An 18,877-nucleotide genomic window follows, 5' to 3' on the forward strand; every position below is an offset into this window, starting at 1 on the left:
ACAATAAACTAAGTCTTTGAGTATCTTTATAACGAGATATTATCCTGGTGCATTTTTGAAAAAATGATATAAAAGTAATGCGTATTATTTTTAATAATATTTTTATGATTTTTATACAACTAATTTTTAAATACGAAAACGAAAAAATATTAAGTAACTCTATATGGGAAAATTTAATGACAAAAGTCTATGAGCTTATAGGTCTAGTATTTTTTTGGGGGGGTTGATAGGAATTTTGACTATAAGATTATGTAATGGTATTTATTATAATAAAGGAAAAGTTTTCTAAGACTTATAAAAAAATTCTAGTTTATAGATTTTTTGAAATTAATAATTTTATTAGGTTTATAAACTAATAGATAGAGGGTAATGGGTATTAGTGGAACTTTGAATGTAGGAAGTACCTGTGGGTTCTGTTGAAAGCGCTACACAGTTATTTTATAAATGTCTTAAAATTTCAAAGAAAAGGGAGATGTTTGGAATGTCAGGAATTATTCGCGTAACACCAGCTGAGTTAGATGCTATGGCTTCTCGCTACAACCATGAATCAGGGGAGGTTGCTTCACAAATTGGTCGCCTAGATGGCATGATCGGTGAATTACAATCGATGTGGGAAGGTTCTTCTAGTGCTGCATTCGCTGAGCAATATGAAAGACTAAAACCTCATTTCAATGAAATGCGTGAATTATTAAGTGAAGTAGGTATTCAATTAAGCCGCGCTGGTCAAGCACTACAAGATGCAGATCAACAAGTTGCTAGTCAAATTCGTGGATAATTTATCAGTTAGCTTGTAAAAAAGTAGGGCGTCATTCCCGCACAGGAAGGCGCTTTTTCCTTAATTGGGGTGAAAAAAGTGTATATAGAAATTACTGTCGATCTTTCTAAATACGATGGAAAAATCATCGATTTAAGACTTTCCGATTATTATACTATGAAAAAAATGATTGATATTGCCTGGCAGGCCAGTTCTATTTCAAAAAATCCACGCGAAGGTCATTGGGTGCGCGTTGTGAATAAAGATAAAATATTCCCGGGACATTTGACGTTAGCCCATTGCGGTATAACGACAGGTGATCGAATTGAAATTATTTGATAGGAGCTACAAAGATGGTCAATCATTCACATACATACTTGAAAAACCGAATCGGTGCGGAAATTAATGAAGAACCTTCTAAAACTACTTTTGTCTTTCAGAAAGAGAGAGTTGGGTTTAAACGAACAGAAGAGATTATTTTTTTAAAAGAAGTTAATCCAAAAATAAAAAAAGACATAGTCATAACCGACGATGAGTTAATTATTCAAGCAGATATTCCTGCATCCTTTAAGAGATATGATGCTATCCATGTGGAGGATGAAAAGTCTAGGTGGATGTTTGCATACCAATTAGTGGAAAAGGTATATTCACATCCATACCCGCGCTTAAATTTAATTGTTTCTCCGGAAAACATTATATATAGCAAAGGGATGGATCCGAGTTTTCTTTATTTTGGAGTGTTAGGTAGTTTACCACCCTTTGAAACAAATGATGAGCGGGTCTGGTTAGAAACAAAAGCCGTAGTTGCAGCCGCAATAGACGGCTCTTTCACATTTGAGGAGTATTTAAAGTATTCAGAGATTTTGGAATTGAAGGATCTAGGCTCTACGATTATGACGATGAAGGAAAGTGACTCGCTACTCAACTATATAAGTCAGCAAATGGAGCTATTAGAACAAAAAGAACTAGAAAATGTGAAGCTTCCTCGAAAGAAATGGAAATTAACTAAGTGGTTATCGATTGGGTTAGGTGTACTTATTATTCCTGCTATTGTATTTGCAATTATTTACTTCGTACATGAAAAGCCAAAAAACGAAGCCTTTATCGATAGTCAAATGTCATTCCTCGGTCAAAACTACAGCCAAGTAGTAACAATATTAAGCCCTTATAGCGTTAAGTCCATGCCGTTTATCGTGCTGTATGAACTTGCCTATTCCTCCGTTACAAATGAACGCTTAGATGAAGAACAAAAGAAAAATGTGCTTTCTAATATTACCTTGCAAACGGATCCTGATTATTTGAAGTATTGGATTTATCTCGGACGTGGTGAGGCAGAAAATGCTGTAGATATCGCTAGAGCAATGGAAGATGGAGAGTTAATCACGTATGGTCTGTTGAAATTAAGAGAAGAAGTGAAGGCAGATAAAGATTTAACTGGTGAAGAAATGCAAGAAAAGCTAAATGAAATAGATCAAGAAGTAGCGGAATATGAGATGTTGATGGAAGAAATAGAAGAACAAGAACAACAAGCAATAGAACAACAGGAACAGCAAGAACAGCAAGAACAAGAAAAAGAAGAACTAAAGAAAAAGGAAAAAGAAGAACAAGCACTGGAACAAAAACAAAAGGAACAACAAGAACTAGAGCAAAAACAAAAGGAACAACAAGCACTAGAGCAAAAGCAAAAGGAACAACAAGATCAGCAAAAAACGGAACAACCAAAGTAATAGCAAACAAAAATATTGCTCCCTATATAAAATTCGAAAATGAATTGAAAGAAGGTGTACCTATTGCAACAATTATGGTTGTTCTATGACGAAAACTATCAGCAAATTACAATTCCTGAAAAAGGTTTTACCGCTTTGACGATTGGTCCAGCAATTGAACATGATATAACGATTCAGACGTTCCCCTTTCTAAATGGACCTTTAACGTTAAAAAAAGAGGAGGATGGACTCGCCGTTTATAGTGAAGATAATTCCTTTGGAAAGTTAACAGACGATGAGGGATTGACAATTGAACAAAAGGAAAAGTCCCTCCACCTATATGCTTTTTCCACTCCGGTCTCTTCCGGAACATACTATATAGACTTTAAAAATGAAGTTTCATTTGATACCCAATTAGAAATCGCAACATTTCAAAGACTGAAAACTAGTTTTCCAAGAATAGAATCTGGACATTTTTCACTAAATCAAATCGCAGATGGGTGGATTATAAAAAAAGACTACGGGTGTCCATTATATGTAAATGGGAAATTAGTGGATTCTAACACGATTCTAGCTAACGGTGATGTGCTTCAGTGGGCTTTTATGGAGATGAAATTACTTCAGAAAGACTTAATAGAGGTAACTGCTGCAGTTCCTTATACGACGAAACTTCCTATAATTGACATTCCGGCATCTGAAATATTGCAGATGTATCCAGATTATCGTCGAACACCAAGAATGATTTATGATCTTCCAGATGACAAAGTTTCGTTAACATTTCCTACCCAAGAAACGGAGGCTTCTGGAAGAGGATTATTGCTTATTATAGCACCGCCACTTGTGATGCTTGTTGTAATGGCACTTGTAGCTATTTTCATCCCAAGAGGAATTTTCGTCATTATTTCTATTACTATGTTTTTAACAGTATTAGTTACCTCTACCGTTCAATACTTCCGAGACAAAAAGAAAGATAAGCGAAATGCGGAAAAAAGACTTCGAGTTTATACCGCCTATTTAGAGAATATGAGAGAACAGCTTTATGAATTATCCGAGAAGCAGAAGAAAGTATTGACCTACCATTTCCCCTCTTTTGAAGAAATGAAACAAATGACGGAAGACTTGTCTAGTAGAATTTGGGAAAGAACGCTAGAAAGCCATGATTTTTTAGAATTCAGATTAGGAACAGGAAATGTGAAAGCTAGCTATGAAGTTAAACTATCTTCTGGAGATTTAGCAAACCGAGAAATAGATGATTTACTAGAACAAGCTCAGCGAATGGAAAAGGTTTACAAAGAAATTCCAGACGCACCAATTACAACGAAGTTATCAGAAGGCATCTTAGGTTTAACTGGTAAAGAAACCGTTATAAAGCGTGAATTACAACAAATAATTGGTCAATTGGCATTTTCACAAAGCTATCATGATACAAGATTTATCTATATTTTCAATCATGAGGAATATGCTGAAATGGAATGGATGAAATGGTTACCACATTTTAAACTGCCGCATATGCATGCAAGAGGTTTGATACATAACGAAGAAACGAGAGATCAATTATTATCTTCGTTATATGAAATTATTCGTGAGCGAGATACTGACGTCCAAAAGGGGAAAACAATATTTGCCCCCCATTTAGTTTTCTTCGTGGCAGATTATTCCCTGCTTGCTGAGCATGTCATCTTAGAATACTTAGAAAGCCAGCATACAAAAGACCTTGGCATATCTGTTGTTTTCGCAGAATCTGCGCAGGAACGAATGACCGAAAATGTTCATACGCTCATTCGATATGTAAATGAACGGGAAGGAGATATCCTCATTGAGGCAGGAAAGGCTGTTGATATTCCTTTTTATTTAGATGAATTTGATGCTTCGACTAATGAAAGGTTTACACGAATGCTTCGAACATTGAATCACCAAGTAGGCATTAAAAACTCGATTCCAAACTCGGTAGGTTTCCTAGAGATGTTTGGCGTGAAAGATGTAGAGGATGTACCAATAGCACGAAATTGGACATTGAATGAGTCAGCAAAATCACTTGCTGTTCCAATTGGTTTCAAAGGGAAGAATGAACTTGTTGCATTGAATTTGCATGAGAAGGCGCATGGTCCCCATGGATTGTTAGCGGGGACAACTGGTTCAGGTAAAAGTGAATTTTTACAGACATATATTTTATCGCTTGCAGTCCATTATCATCCCCATGAAGTAGCTTTCTTATTAATCGACTATAAAGGTGGAGGAATGGCTCAACCTTTCAAGCATATTCCCCATCTTTTGGGAACAATTACGAATATAGAAGGTAGTAAAAACTTTAGTATGCGAGCACTTGCATCTATAAATAGTGAGCTCAAACGAAGACAACGTCTATTTGATCAATATGTTGTGTCGCATATTGATGATTACTCAACCTTGTATAAAGAAGGAAAGGCAATGGAACCTCTTCCTCATCTATTCCTTATTTCGGATGAATTTGCAGAGTTAAAACGAGAGGAACCAGATTTTATACGAGAGCTTGTGAGTACGGCTCGAATTGGGCGAAGTTTAGGGGTACATCTTATATTGGCTACTCAAAAGCCCGGCGGTATTATTGACGAACAGATTTGGAGTAATGCGAGATTTCGAGTTGCACTAAAGGTTCAGGATGCATCGGATAGTAAAGAAATCCTGAAGAACGGAGATGCGGCTACGATTACTGTAACTGGACGTGGTTATTTGCAAGTTGGAAATAATGAAGTGTATGAGCTATTTCAATCTGCATGGAGTGGGGCTCCTTACAAGGAGGAAGTTTTAGAGGGTGAAGACGATGTGGCACTTATCACAGATCTTGGTTTATATCCTCTTTCTGGTATTGCGACAAATGTGAAAAAGAAATCTAGTGGCTTGACAGAAATGGAGGCAGTTACTGCTAAAATTGCTAAAATAACTAGTGATTTGGGTATCCAAAAGGTGGCTAGTCCATGGTTGGAGCCGTTACCTTTGCGTCTTGAAAAACAACAAGAGGTAACTACTATTCAACCAGGGTTCCCTTTAGGAATGATTGATGAACCAGAAAAGCAAAGTCAGTCATCAATTGCCTATAACTGGACAAAGGATGGAAATCTTGGCGTGTTCGGTTCCTCAGGGTATGGGAAATCATATACATTACTTACAACTATATTGGGACTTGCGGAAAATCTTTCTCCAGAAGAAGCAAATTTTTACTTGCTTGATTATGGAAATGGCTCGCTACTTCCTCTCAGACAGCTCCCTCATACTGCTGATTATTTCACGATTGATGAAGAGTTAAAAAGAGAAAAACTAGTGAAGCTTATGAAAGAAGAAATCACCAAAAGAAAGGTTACTTTCCAACAATCAGAGGTTAGTAACATTCATATGTATAATAATTTATCGACGGAAAAGTTACCTCTTCTATATATAGTCGTTGATAATTATGATATTGTCCGTGAGGAAATGGAAGAATTGGAAGCACAACTAATTCAATTTGGTCGAGATGGTCAATCGCTTGGAATTTACCTGTTTGTGGCTGCAACAAGAGTTCAATCCGTTCGACAGTCCTTAATGAATAATTTAAAAACTAAAATTGTTCATTATTTAATGGATGCAACGGAATCATTTACAGTAATCGGACGAGTACCATTTGACCTAGAACCTTTCCCGGGTAGAGCAATTCTAAAGAAAGAAGATGCCTACTTTACTCAAATTTACTTGCCAGCTAGTGGGGCAGATGACTATGAAGTATTAGAATCTATTAAGAATAAAGTAAGTAATTTAAGAGCGCAATATAAGGAACGAACACATCCGTTACCAATTCCAATGCTTCCACTAGAGCTATCAGCTTCAAGTTTCTCTTTCTACTTGGATGGAAAGAAAAAGAATGGAATCGTACCAATTGGATTGGATGAGGATACAGTTCTTCCAATTACCATCGACTTTAAGAAAAATCGTCATTGTCTACTCATAGGGCAAGTCCAAAGAGGGAAGACCAATACGATCACTTTGATGCTTCACACACTATTAGAACAGAAAACAGGGTTTATCTCTATATTTGATTCGTTTGACAGAGGATTATCCAAATTTACTGCTTATGAATCCATTGATTATCTGGAAACGAAAGAGAATTTAGTGGAATGGATTACTCGGACCGAGCAATATTATGCGGAAGTAGAACGGGACTATCTCGAAAGTATTCAACAAGGGAATCCAGGAAAAATCACGCTTTCTTATTTCATCATTGATGGCTATACAAGATTCCTGCAAGTAGCTGATATTACCATACAGGACAGACTAGCGAAATTGATGAAACGATACGGTCACTTAGGATTTAATGTCATCGTGTCTGGGAATAACGCTGAAATTACGAAGGGCTATGATGCCTTTACGAATGAGTTGAAGCTTGTTAGACAGGCGCTCGTCTACATGAAAAAGTCAGAGCAGACTTTGTTTACAGTTGCATATGAACGAAAAGAAGCAGAGCTTCCACTTGGATTTGCACATTATATTTTAAATGGGAATGCCATTAAAGTTAAAATCCCTTTAAGTGAGTTGGAGAGGACGAACGTACAATGAAATCAACTAAAAATACCAGACTATTAAAATATGGTGTTGGAATTCTATTAATACTAGCTATTCCTATTATCTTTTTCCAACTGATGGGCGTTAATATTCTCGATTTGAATAACTCGAACAAGCGCACTATTGCAATCGTAAATGAAGATATGGGATTAACAAAAGATGCAGAACAAGTACAAATGGGTGTCGAAGTAGTCTCTATTTTAGCAGAGGACTCAGATTTTGGTTGGAAAGTAATGGGACGTGGTGCGGCAGAAAATGGGTTAAAGTCTAACCAATACGATGCCATTGTTTATATTCCTTCCAATTTCTCAGAAAATATAATGTCTTATGATGAACAAAATCCGAAAAAAGCAGAGTTTGCCTATCAAGTTCAGCGTCAGAAAACGGGATTGCGTAAGGAACAGGTTTTACATGAAATAGAAGTAGCAACGGACCGCGTAAATGATAAAATTTCCACTCTATACTGGAGCTATATAGCGCAGGAAATGAATCATATTAAAAAAGAGTTTACGAGCATTTTAGGAAAAGAAACAGAATTCCTTAGTTCCATGTCTGCTTATTATAAGCCTGAGTCGGAAACATTAGCTGAACAGATGCAAACGCAAAAAGATCAAATGGCGGCATTGCAAACGACAATCGGATCAGCAAATAATGCACATAATAGTCGAATTGAAAATGCCGATACATTCGGATTGCAGATGAATAACTTCATCACCTATATTCAGCAATATAAAGAATTTCAAAATACACAAAGGCAAATACTACAACAAGTACAGGATGCCAGCTTGGCAAAAATTCACGCAGCAGCAGCAACACAGGCTGAACAATTTAATCAGTCCGTGCAAATGTTAGAAGAAAGTAATAACAATATAAATGAAGAAATTCAAAAAGTGAATCATGTAATCGATACAAATAAAGAAAAATTTAATGAATTATCCGAACTACGTAAAAATGAAGTGGATCGTCAACTGGCAGATTTACTAGTAGTGCAGGGAACTGCAATCGATCGCTACAACAATACAATCTTAGATAGTTTAGAGAAAGGCATAGAAGCAGGGAAAAGTGGAAATGCAGTTCTTGCAGCAGCTTCCATAGGAACAGAGCCGAACCAATTTACTTCTATTAAAGAACAACTGGAGAAAAAAGCTGCGGACAAAGCTTCTGTTGTTCTACCTGGTTTAGAAGAACAGCGTGTGAAAGTGGATAGTATATTAACAGGGTTAACCTCTTTAAAAACAAAAGTGGCTGAAACGGATCCTGCATCGGCTTTTATAAGTGAAATTGATATCCTTCAAGCAGAATTAGGCTCGATTACAGCAGCTTTATCAGAAAAAGAAGCTACATGGACTAATACAAACCAAACCGCAACGACTGACTATACACAAGCTTCTGAAGAGTATGTAAAACTATTGGAAAACTATAACTCTATTTATAGGGAATACGAGTCTATACAACAAATTATAAATACTTACCCAACTGATACTGCACGTATTGGAATGGAAATAATGCAAAAAGAAAATGATTTGCTTGCTAACCCTAACGTTTCAAAAAATCAAAAAGATAGATTACAAGAACTATTTGATAAGGGAGCAGCTAAAACAGATACTAGTTCTTTGCTATCCTACTATGCTACTTTAGAGCAATTTGAATTTACTCTCAATGAAGGTGGAGGCAGTGCAAATAAGGATGCTATTCTAAAGGATGAAATTTTAACAGCGTTGTTGAAAAATGTGGTAAATATTAATGAATTGGAGTTAGAAGGTTGGACTTCGGTTGAAGAAAGTATTCCAGAAACAGAACTAGGAATGTCTGATTTAAGTACAACATTTGCAGCAATCATGTCTGGTTACAAAGAAACTGCGGAACAACAGCATGCTTCTTTGATCAGCGAACTAAATTCTATCGATGAACAAGCAAATGTCTTACTTGCTCAAATTCAGAATCCAGCGAATATGATTCCATCTGGAGAACCGGTGGCAACTACCTCTGAAGGGCAAGTAATGGCTGGTCAACAAAATGTCACTTCTCAGCTTGTAACATTAAGTGGAATGATTCAATCTTTATCGCAAAAACAAAGCAGTTTAGTAGATTATGCCAATGATTTAACTGTGAAAGCAGACAATATAAAAGAGACATCTAATGAATTCAGTGGTAAATGGGATACGAATGTAAATGCTATGTCTGATTTTGATAATGATATTCAAGAGTTTTTAGCTAACACGTATGTAGATGGTCAGGAAAATGGATATGCATTTAATCACTTTGTGAATCCATTGGAAGTAAAAGGCGAAGCAGCTGTTTCGGATGAAATGGAAAAAGTTCCGCCTGTAATTTTATTTATCATTCTACTAATCAGTAGTTTATTAATCGGTTATTTCTCTTATCAGATGAAAGAAGGACCTATTGGACTCCAGTTAGCTCTGACTGCTCTATTGTCTATACTTGTTGGTCTTATTATCAGTTTCTACAGTATCTATATGTATATTTTAAATGACCACCGTGCACTAGAATGGACAATCTTTACTATTCTTTTATTGCTTGCTGGCGCAGCTATCATTCGTGCTGCATTAGAGTTCGGACAATCCGTTGGGTGGCTAGCTAGTGTGGCGTTGATGTGTTTATACATTATTCCATTATTAATACTTGCTGTACCTGATATTAATATACCAGATGTCTTGTCTACCGTTTATATGTCTATCAAATATGAACCTGAAACTAGCTTTATATGGGGAGCAGTGATTACAGCAGTTATCGCTCTAGCAATGCTTGCTACTACTTACTTTATGAGTACTAATAAATCAAAAGCATCTGTGGCAGATGAAGCGTATGAGAGCTAAATGGCGGTTTATCCTTCCACTGATAATACTTATGTTTATAGGAACTAGTTTTATCGTTGTTGCAGAAGAACCTAAAGAAGCAAAAGACTTGGATCCTTTGATTTATGAAAAACTAGAATTTAAGAAAAATACCGATTATCTACATGACAAGCAAAAAACAGAGATGAAAAATACAATTCCTGAAAAGCAATTTGATATATACTTTGACGGGAGAAATAAGCTTCCTAATCGAGGAGATACATCCTTTTTGTTTCAAACAGCTGAGCGCGGGGAAAAAAGTACCGTAACTGCGAAGTCTTCAGAGCTAAAATTATTTTCTAGCTCTGATACAAAGAAACTAGAATTATCAGCTGCCGACATGAAGGAAGAGAAATCTTCAAATAATAGCGTAAGAAATATCCTGTTTTTCGGAATAATAGCGCTAGGTGTTCTGATGTTGTTTGTCATTCTATTACCAAGGCTAGTCAATGCTAATGATTCCAAAATAATTGCAAAATGAATTAGGAGGTAATGTATATGCTTGGTCATTATTATGCACTCTTAGCTAAAAAGAGGGAAGATTTGCAGAGATTAATAACATGTCAGTCTTCTTTGCAGGGGAAACAATCCGAATATAACACGAATGAACCCAAATGTTTGGAACCGGAACTAACATCCACTACTTGGCAAGGAAATCACGCAAATAAGTTTGACGATATACGGGAATCTGGCATTCACACTAGTTATGTAGATATATCGGGAACTCAATTTTCTAATGTATTTAGTGCTATTTCCGCGAAAATTAGTGAATTGAATGCAGAAATTATATCGATTCAACAGATTATCGCCAATATTGAAGCAGAACAAGCACGGCAAGCTCAAGCGAAAGCATACTAACTTGCAAGGGGGAGAAACGTTATGTCTACAGAAGTTAAAATAGTCTATGCAGATGTAGAAAATCAGCTTGGAGAAATGACTGGTGCAGTTAATCTACTCAATCCAAAAGCAGAACCACCTATTAGTGGAAATACCCTAGATGTTGTTACAAAATTTAATGAGTTATCCTTAAAATTGGATCAATTACTTGTAAAATATCAAACATTGTCGACTGGAAATATTCAAACAACTTCTGCTTCTATCGACTTTATGGAAGAGTCCGATCAAAAAATATCAGCAGCGATGCAATGTACAGTAAATGGAACTAGTGTGGTGGCGAGATGAAAATACTAAGCATACAACCATTTCATGAGGGACTTCAAGGGAATATTAATATGCTGTCAAGACTAGAAGGGGAAATTAATGCGATTCAAACTGCGGTTCAAGGCTTAGTTATGATGGAGGAAACGCTTAAAGGAGAAGGTGGGAATGCAATAAGATCATTCTATAATGATTGCCATCTCCCCTTTCTACATTTCTTTTTAACATTTAAAGACCTATTTAATACGACCCTTACTACGATGAATTCCGCCTTGGATACTTTAGAGCCGGATGCTAATGGCTATATTCGACAAGCATATCTGGAAGGAGAAGTAGAAGATGGGCTAAACGAAATTTCTCAAGTAACCACTAGTTTAACGGACGAATCCAATAGTATTATCAATTCTGTTTCCGATATAGTTCCACTGCCACATTTAGACGATAGTGGTGTGCAAGAAGGTGTAACTAGCGCTAAAACATCTAGAAATAATACGGTTTCGGATTTAAATGAATTCGATTTGTCTCAAACCAATGCACTGCTTCTTATAGAGGCAGCCATGTTAAATATGGAAGCATGGCTAACAGATATGGAGTATTTAATGGAAGAAGGATTAACGGATGTTAACTTCCCAGCCGATAGTTGGAACTCAGTGCAAGATGCAACGCCGATTGGTCAATTTTATTTGCAGCATCAAATAGACATGCTTGCCTCAAATCCACGAGTAGAAGAAAATGGTGTGGAAGTGTCAGCCCCTACCCCTACTTCTACTGCTAAGGAAAGTTTATGGGAAGGCATTATGTCTACTGTAGGCGTTAATATTAATGATTGGCAAAATAAGCCTATCAATGCAGCTGCGACTTTATTAGGCACAGCTGTAGTGGGAAACTCCACCTACAAAGAAGTCAGATTAGCTGCCCAGGGATTTGGGATTACTAGAACTACTAGGACAACTAAACAGAATGTCACTAAAACAGTTATTAAGATTACTAGACCAGACTTAATTGGTGTTAAAAACAAAACATATTCTGGGGCAAACGCTACAAACTATGAAAAGATTTTTAAAAGAGTGGATCCAGCAACAAATGTCAAATCCACGTTTCGTTTTTCTGCAAATAAACTTGGATATATTGGAGTATTTGCTACAGCCGGTGGAGATATCGTACATGGTATACAAAATAATGAGTCTGCGAGCGAAATAGCTGGTAATGTAACAGGTGACGTTGCAGTTGCTGGTGCATCAATGGCAGCTTCAGCATGGGCTGGGGCCCAAGCTGGAGCAATGGTAGGTGTAGCCGGAGGACCAGTAGGCGTTGTTGCAGGAGCAGTTGTAGGATTAGTCGTAGGTGTAGCAGTAACTGCTGTTTTAAGTGAAGTGAAAATTATGGACGTTGATGGTGATGGTGAGTCCGATTCTATAGGTGATGCTATTAAAATAGGAACTAAAGGTCTTATTGACGGTGTTGCTGGTTGGTTTGATTAATAGATTAATTGGAGGAGAAAGTGATTAAACAGCAAAATATTGACAGTAATACATTGTCTTACTTAAAATTTCAAACTCCCGAGATGAATAAAAAAAATATTATAGTATTTTTCATTATATTTTTATATTTCACCGGAATAATTCCTATAATAGGTGAACCGTTTTCTTTTTCATTTTTTATGGCAGCAATAATACCAATTGCACTCATTTCTATATGGGCAATTGTTTATGTAATTGATCCTTATAAAAATGAAAAGTCCTATTATTTATTCTTCGGTATTTATGGAATAGTGAATACGTATGTATTTTTTTTAGTTGTAGTAAAACTACTTTATGTGAATATTGGAGTAGAAGGTACTAAACCGTTTGTTTTATGGCTAATGTTATTTATAGCTCTGTTAGTAGGAGTGAATATATTAAATGTTAAAGCTTTAAATTCAGGAACTTATGATAAGTTACAGAAGAAAAAAAGTCTAAATATGTCATGGGCAATGATTGGGGCTTTAGGGTATATTGTCGGTCAGTTTATATTATCGTTCATTTACAGTGATGACGCGGTAAGTACACTACTGATTGTGTTAGTTTCTTTACTTGCTCTTTTGACTTCCTATTTTTCCGTTTATATTCATCGTTATTATTTTATTCATAAGAATATAGAACTGGTAAAACAGGTATATCCAAACTTTAGTTTGCCGAAAAGTGAGAGAAATACGAGAAAGAAAAAGTTAAAATAAACGGTATATTTTAGCAGGAGTTAGTAAGGAGAGAATTCTAATTCAAAAAGAAAAAATGGATAACATTTTCTCGTCTTATTTAAAATTTGACTCACCTAAATCTAATAAAGAAGGAGTAATAGGATACTTACTTTTATTTTTGTATTTAATGGGGGTTTTCCCTATTTTAGCGGTTCCCTTCTCATTGCCATTTTTATTAGCAGCTATTGTCCCTGCAGCTTTAATAACATGTTGGGGAATTATTTATATAATAGATCCTTATAAATATGAAAAATCCTATTATTTATATTTAGGGGTATACGGTGTCGTCAATACTTACGTCTTTTTTGTAAGCATACAAAAAATGCTATACAAAAATCTTGAAATAAATGGTTGGGCTCCATTTATGTTTAATATAATATTATTCATTCTACTAATTTTGGGGATGAACTGGATGAACTGGAAAGCTCTTTATAGTGAGACATATTATAAGTTACAACAAAAAAGTTCCATTCCAGTAGGATGGGCATCTATCGCAGGGGCTTCATATATATTAGGACAAATAATATTGTCCGTTGTCTATACAGACTCGGGGATCAGTATATTAATGATAGTTTGTCTTACTCTTTTATCTTTTTTTACGGCATTTTTATCTATTAATATTCACCGATACTTTTTTATCAGAAAGCATATGGATAGAGCGTTGGCAATTTACCCAGAATTCGGTTTACCAAAGGATGAGAGGCACGAAAACGAAAAGAAAAAAAGAAAGAGAAGAAAAAAGAAAAAGAAATAGAGGAAGAAGGGAAAATAATGATTCCAACATTTACTGTACAAGACATTTTTGTAATGATGCAAACGTTAAATACGAAAACTTTAATAGGCTTTTCGAATCCCTTCGAACATTTAACAAAGTACGAAATTGAAAGGGAATGGGAGAAAACCTATAAAAAACTACATAAGTTAAATCTAATTGACTTAGTCGATAAGGAAATAAAATTAGAAGAAAACTTTGGAAATGCACTATGGATTATGTCACGTACCAATATGGTTGTGGAGATTATAAAAGATGGGACTCAAAAAAGTTATTTTTATTTTAGTAAAGACCATGTGGTGGAATGCAAAGAGAACGATGACGGTGAGTTTACATTATATGTACATGGAACTCCAGACTATGTTTGGAATAATGTTATTTATCCTCGAATGCTTTTAGGTGTAGAAAGTCGCTCAAACGGTGAAGGGGAAACTATTCTTATACCTACTTCTTCCTATAATTCGTGGGTTAAAGCACGTTCCATAACGGATGTACAGAACTTGGAATTTATCAATTCGGGTGAAATTTGGAAGAGTGTTAGTAGTCAGTTGGATGCTGCATTGAAAAGTATGGTACATAATAATCGATTAATGGTATTTTTTAAAGAGGATAATCATTGGGGTATCGAAGGGATGCATGTGTTGACTTCACCTAGAAATAATTGGACATTCAAAATGGTGAAAAAAGACAATAAAGAGTTATTGGAAGGAAAACAAAGTTCCAATTTGGAAATTGTTTCAGAAATCTTAGATGTGTTAGTAAGGATGCAAAATCAACAAACAACACTTAATAAGTGATAGTAGAGAAATCAAGCACCTTTTCGTCAGTTGAAAAGAGTGCTTGTTGTCTATGGAGTAATATTTGTTTTATTCTATTAACCCTCCAACAATACTAATAATAATTCTTTTGAGTGGGGAGTGTATCAATGGCTTGTAAGCTGAGTGAACAGGATTTTGAAGTGCTAAAAGAGCCTCTTAAATCAGGAAGACAGGCACCTGGTTCAATAGCTGGAGCACTATTTTTGACTATATTTCTACAGGGAATTCTATTTTCATTAGAGTATTTCTTTGTAGGAGTTAACACTACCTATCCATATAAAGATGAAATACTTTCAGTTCATTTATGGATAACTGGCGTATTAATTTTGTTTTCTCTTCTTTATTCTATTCCTGCAGTATATAAAAGAAGCGACAAAATGCAGTATTTTATTTCCATTTTAGTATCACAAAATTTATTTTCTGTTAGCTTTTTAATCTGTGCATTATTTTTGATAGGGAATGACGATGGGAGTGGAACAAAGGAAAGCTCAGAATCTTTACTAAACTTTACCTATGTAACGCTTGGAATTGGGCTGTTGGTCTTCGTTCTCACAAGTATTCGTTTCTATATTTTGTTACAAAGAGGGGAGTATAGAAAAGGATCAAAAAAAGAAGAACTTCGTGGACGGTTTGAAGTGAAATCATATATACCTGTTGCTACTGTTGCAGGTACAGGATTGGTTTTTGTCATACAATATATTGCTAGAATATCTACACTCAATGATTTAAATATGATCATTTTCATTGTTATAGGTATAGGTTTATTTTTTACTATGGTATTTGTATTGCCAGAACAATTGGTGATATTATATTGTAAAATTCGTTTTCAAAGTTTTAACTTCAATGAGCGAGGTTATTTAAAGTAGAATACTATTAAATAATAGTAGAGAAATCAGGCACTTTTTTGTGTAATTAATCAAAGTTCCTGATCTCTCTCAAGTAGTAATCTTATGTATTTTCATGAAGTATTTTGACATTTAATTTTTCTAATTGCGCTAGGTTGATTGTATAGCTGTTTTCGGTCTCTACAAATATTCCGCCATCAACTTTATTTCTTTCAGCTGTACGGATATCTGTATTCGTTTCGAATATCAGATTATTACCACCTTTAAATTTCAGGTAAAATTTATACTTTTTCAATTCACCAGTATTACGCAATATTCTCCCTCCTTTAACGGAGTATAGCATTTGCCTATCTAAAGGTTAATAGATAAAAGATAGTTTTATTGGGTATATAGTTTGTGAGACTTAATGAGGATACCTTTCTTATAGAATAAATTAGGTGATATTACTTAAGTAGTATATAATGAAGGGATGCTGAAAATACTGAATTAGAGAATATAAAGGAGTTTGATCATATGGGAAACAATACAATAAAAACGGAATTACCAGAGAATTATGAAGAACTAAAAAAGGCAGCTAATCGTACTGCAAGCTGGAAATCGCGTTACGATGCAGTAGTTGAATTAGGAAAGTATAATCACAGCCAAGTGAAGGATATATTAAGAACAAGACTTGCAAATGATCCGGTTTACAAAGTACAAGAGGCTGCTTTCCAAAGTTTATTGGATTTTGGAGAAGAAGCACAATTACCAAAGCGTAAAAAGTTTGAGTTAGTAAAAGGAGCAAACAAAGTGTTTGTTCGTGTTAAAAAGAGTTTGCCTAAAGACCATACATTTGAAGAGTTTTTAACAAAGTTAAAGAGAATGCGTATTGATGTATATGATACGTATGAAGGTGACAAAGGCGATGAATTCAAAACTTGGTTAGAAAACGAATGGTCTAACTTAAAATAATTTTAAATACAAAAAAGCAATTGTCTTCATAGGCAATTGCTTTTTTCGTGCATATAAATTTATTATTTATACTTCTGAATTAAGTTGTATTCGGTAATAAGATTAAGTTTTTATAGAAAATAATTTAGTAAATAATAAGTATAAGTAATAATATTCCTTATTAGATTGACACTTAATAGGGTAGCGCATATATTTTAAATAGATAGTTAGTAATGATTGGAGAGAATATCATGGGGAAATTATGGGATATACCTGAGAAGCTGCGTACTTTGCTATGTGAATTGGTTAGTTGGGATAGTATTACTTTAACAGAAGGTGAAAGAGCATTTGCACCAAAATTAGTGAATAAGTTAGGGGAACTTCGCTATTTTCAAGACCGTCCGAGTTTATTACAAATGCATGATGCGGGGCTAGGAAGACAAGTAGTGACGGCATTATATAAACATCCTGAGGCGACCGAAACAGTTGTATTGATCAGTCATTTTGATACAGTTCAGACGGAAGAGTACGGTGTATTACAGCCGCTTGCATATTTCCCTGAAGAGTTAACAAAAAGATTGATGGAAAATCCGGAAGAATTACCAGAAAGCGCTCGTGCGGATTTGGAGACTGGTAAATATTTGTTTGGTCGCGGTACGATGGATATGAAGATGGGTCTTGCCTTACATATGCAGTTGATAGAAAAAGCAAGTGTCGAGGAGTGGCCGATCAATCTTATTTTGACAACGGTTCCAGATGAAGAAGTCAATTCTGCTGGTATGCGTGCTGCTGTTACACATTTAGTCCGAATACGGGAGGAATTCAACTTAACTTATAAGCTTTTTTTAAATAGTGAACCTTCCTTTTCTCAAAACCCTACTGATATTGCAGAATATATTTATACAGGGTCGATAGGCAAAATTATGCCTGCTGCTTTGTTTTATGGGAAGGAAACGCATGTTGGGGAACCTATGAAAGGTATGACTGCCAATTATATTGCATCTTTCTTAACACAACGTATGGAATGGAATGATTTATTCCGGGAAACAGACCTTGGAGAAAGTACGCCGTTACCTGTTTCATTGCAGCAAAAGGATTTAAAATTATCTTATTCTACCCAAACACCGTATCGTGCTGTTGCATTATACAATGTGTTTTTACTAAAACGTACTGCATCGGAAGTAATGGATCTGTTCGAGGAAGTAACAGAAGATGCAATGGAGGCATTGAATGAAAGTTATTCCATGATTTGTGAGCGTGAACAAGTAACAGGTGTGGGGCAAGTGAAAGTTATACGTTATGCAGAACTATTAGCATACGCAAATAAAAAGCTGGGCATCGAGCAGGTGGAACAGCTAAAAGCACAAACACTTTCTAATGAGGAGTGGGATGATAGAGAAAAGTCACTTCGTATCGTAGATGATCTGATGATCCAGTGTCAAGAGCTTGCACCAGCAACAGTGATCCTATTCGCGCCACCTTATTATCCGGCAGTGAACACATCGGATGATCCGGTGATAAAAGATGCAGTAGAATTGATGCAGCAAGCAGGTCGATCGTTTAACAACAAAATTGATCAAATACATTATTTCAATGGAATTTCCGATTTAAGTTATGTCAATTACGTGGATGACGGCAAAGGTTGGACCGCATTTGAAAAAAACACACCTGTTTGGGGAGATACTTATGATATTCCATTTAATGATATGGCGAAGCTAAAAGGTCCTGTTTTGAACGTTGGACCATTTGGTAAAGATGCGCACCAAAAAACAGAGAGACTTCATGTAGACAGTGCATTTGTGGAGATGCCCGAAATGCTAGAAAAATTGTTGAAGAGTTTGTACTAAGTATACAAAAAAGACTTCCTAAAAAAGGAAGTCTAAGACTGTAGACAAACTCAATTTTAGGTGTATAGAGTTGAATATTAAACTCGGCAAGACCCACCACTTCGCTTTCCGTGGGCTTGGCTTCAGCCTCCTCGTCACTACGTTCCTGAGGATAATAAACATCCTTAGGGACATTTATTATTATTCATAACCGTTTATAAAAATACCTTTGTCGTCAAGAGACTTCTTAAAAAAGGAAGTCTTTTTTACTTGCGCTTGTTAGCTGATTACTTAGATGCGTGTATGTTGTCGCTACAAATTGACTCACTAAAAGAGATAATTTACTTTCGAAACGAAAAAAACTGTTATATTTATGACTGATGGTTATTTTACTAATTGTGTAACTTA

The 18,877-nt window shown here is 35.5% G+C and carries 16 protein-coding genes; 15 read left to right on the forward strand and 1 reads right to left on the reverse strand.

The features are described 5' to 3' along the window. The first annotated feature begins 481 nt into the window (after window positions 1-481). From MHI40_RS04220 to MHI40_RS04280, 13 genes are all read left to right on the forward strand, one after another. Window positions 482-775 (forward strand): WXG100 family type VII secretion target, encoded by a 294-nt coding sequence (locus MHI40_RS04220; RefSeq protein ID WP_090565261.1) that lies wholly within the window; start codon window positions 482-484, stop codon window positions 773-775. 78 nt (window positions 776-853) lie between these two features. Then, complete coding sequence (locus MHI40_RS04225; protein WP_093537215.1) at window positions 854-1,093, forward strand: EsaB/YukD family protein; 240 nt, start codon at window positions 854-856, stop codon at window positions 1,091-1,093. 14 nt (window positions 1,094-1,107) lie between these two features. Then, window positions 1,108-2,481 (forward strand): type VII secretion protein EssB, encoded by a 1,374-nt coding sequence (gene essB, locus MHI40_RS04230; protein WP_340761655.1) that lies wholly within the window; start codon window positions 1,108-1,110, stop codon window positions 2,479-2,481. A gap of 63 nt (window positions 2,482-2,544) precedes the next feature. Further along, on the forward strand, window positions 2,545-7,023 hold the full coding sequence (essC, locus tag MHI40_RS04235; RefSeq protein ID WP_340761656.1) for a type VII secretion protein EssC: 4,479 nt from the start codon (window positions 2,545-2,547) through the stop codon (window positions 7,021-7,023). Further along, on the forward strand, window positions 7,020-9,866 hold the full coding sequence (gene esaA, locus MHI40_RS04240; protein WP_340761657.1) for a type VII secretion protein EsaA: 2,847 nt from the start codon (window positions 7,020-7,022) through the stop codon (window positions 9,864-9,866). The genes essC and esaA overlap by 4 nt, the downstream gene beginning before the upstream one ends. After that, on the forward strand, window positions 9,856-10,365 hold the full coding sequence (gene essA / locus MHI40_RS04245) for a type VII secretion protein EssA (protein ID WP_340761658.1): 510 nt from the start codon (window positions 9,856-9,858) through the stop codon (window positions 10,363-10,365). Before esaA ends, essA begins: the two co-directional genes overlap by 11 nt. A 17-nt stretch (window positions 10,366-10,382) precedes the next feature. After that, entirely contained in the window at window positions 10,383-10,742 is a 360-nt protein-coding gene (locus MHI40_RS04250) for a YwqH-like family protein (RefSeq protein ID WP_093537220.1), read from the forward strand. Between the two features lie 21 nt (window positions 10,743-10,763). After that, the gene (locus MHI40_RS04255; RefSeq protein WP_093537221.1) at window positions 10,764-11,066 is read left to right on the forward strand and encodes a YwqI/YxiC family protein; all 303 of its coding nucleotides are present in this window, start codon (window positions 10,764-10,766) and stop codon (window positions 11,064-11,066) included. Further along, window positions 11,063-12,523, forward strand: a complete 1,461-nt coding sequence (locus tag MHI40_RS04260; RefSeq protein WP_340761659.1) for a ribonuclease YeeF family protein — start codon at window positions 11,063-11,065, stop codon at window positions 12,521-12,523. Before MHI40_RS04255 ends, MHI40_RS04260 begins: the two co-directional genes overlap by 4 nt. 20 nt (window positions 12,524-12,543) lie before the next feature. Continuing rightward, the gene (locus tag MHI40_RS04265) at window positions 12,544-13,257 is read left to right on the forward strand and encodes a hypothetical protein (RefSeq protein WP_340761660.1); all 714 of its coding nucleotides are present in this window, start codon (window positions 12,544-12,546) and stop codon (window positions 13,255-13,257) included. Window positions 13,258-13,312: 55 nt separating this feature from the next. After that, complete coding sequence (locus tag MHI40_RS04270) at window positions 13,313-14,032, forward strand: hypothetical protein (protein WP_340761661.1); 720 nt, start codon at window positions 13,313-13,315, stop codon at window positions 14,030-14,032. A gap of 17 nt (window positions 14,033-14,049) precedes the next feature. Continuing rightward, the gene (locus tag MHI40_RS04275) at window positions 14,050-14,847 is read left to right on the forward strand and encodes a hypothetical protein (RefSeq protein WP_340761662.1); all 798 of its coding nucleotides are present in this window, start codon (window positions 14,050-14,052) and stop codon (window positions 14,845-14,847) included. Window positions 14,848-14,975: 128 nt separating this feature from the next. Further along, window positions 14,976-15,734: a hypothetical protein gene (locus tag MHI40_RS04280; protein WP_340761663.1), complete on the forward strand. Its 759-nt coding sequence runs from the start codon at window positions 14,976-14,978 to the stop codon at window positions 15,732-15,734. Between the two features lie 82 nt (window positions 15,735-15,816). On the opposite strand, the gene MHI40_RS04285 is transcribed toward MHI40_RS04280, so the two are convergent. Beyond that, complete coding sequence (locus MHI40_RS04285; protein ID WP_093537227.1) at window positions 15,817-16,026, reverse strand: hypothetical protein; 210 nt, start codon at window positions 16,024-16,026, stop codon at window positions 15,817-15,819. A gap of 200 nt (window positions 16,027-16,226) precedes the next feature. Between MHI40_RS04285 and MHI40_RS04290 the strand changes: the two genes are divergently transcribed. Together MHI40_RS04290 and MHI40_RS04295 are read left to right on the forward strand one after the other, a co-directional pair. Continuing rightward, window positions 16,227-16,664: a HEAT repeat domain-containing protein gene (locus MHI40_RS04290; protein ID WP_093537228.1), complete on the forward strand. Its 438-nt coding sequence runs from the start codon at window positions 16,227-16,229 to the stop codon at window positions 16,662-16,664. A 230-nt stretch (window positions 16,665-16,894) separates the two neighbouring features. After that, window positions 16,895-18,490, forward strand: a complete 1,596-nt coding sequence (locus MHI40_RS04295; RefSeq protein ID WP_340761664.1) for a M20/M25/M40 family metallo-hydrolase — start codon at window positions 16,895-16,897, stop codon at window positions 18,488-18,490. Window positions 18,491-18,877: the final 387 nt, after the last annotated feature.

Origin of the sequence: Psychrobacillus sp. FSL H8-0510 (assembly GCF_038008345.1) — a bacterium.
GTDB lineage: Bacteria > Bacillota > Bacilli > Bacillales_A > Planococcaceae > Psychrobacillus > Psychrobacillus psychrotolerans.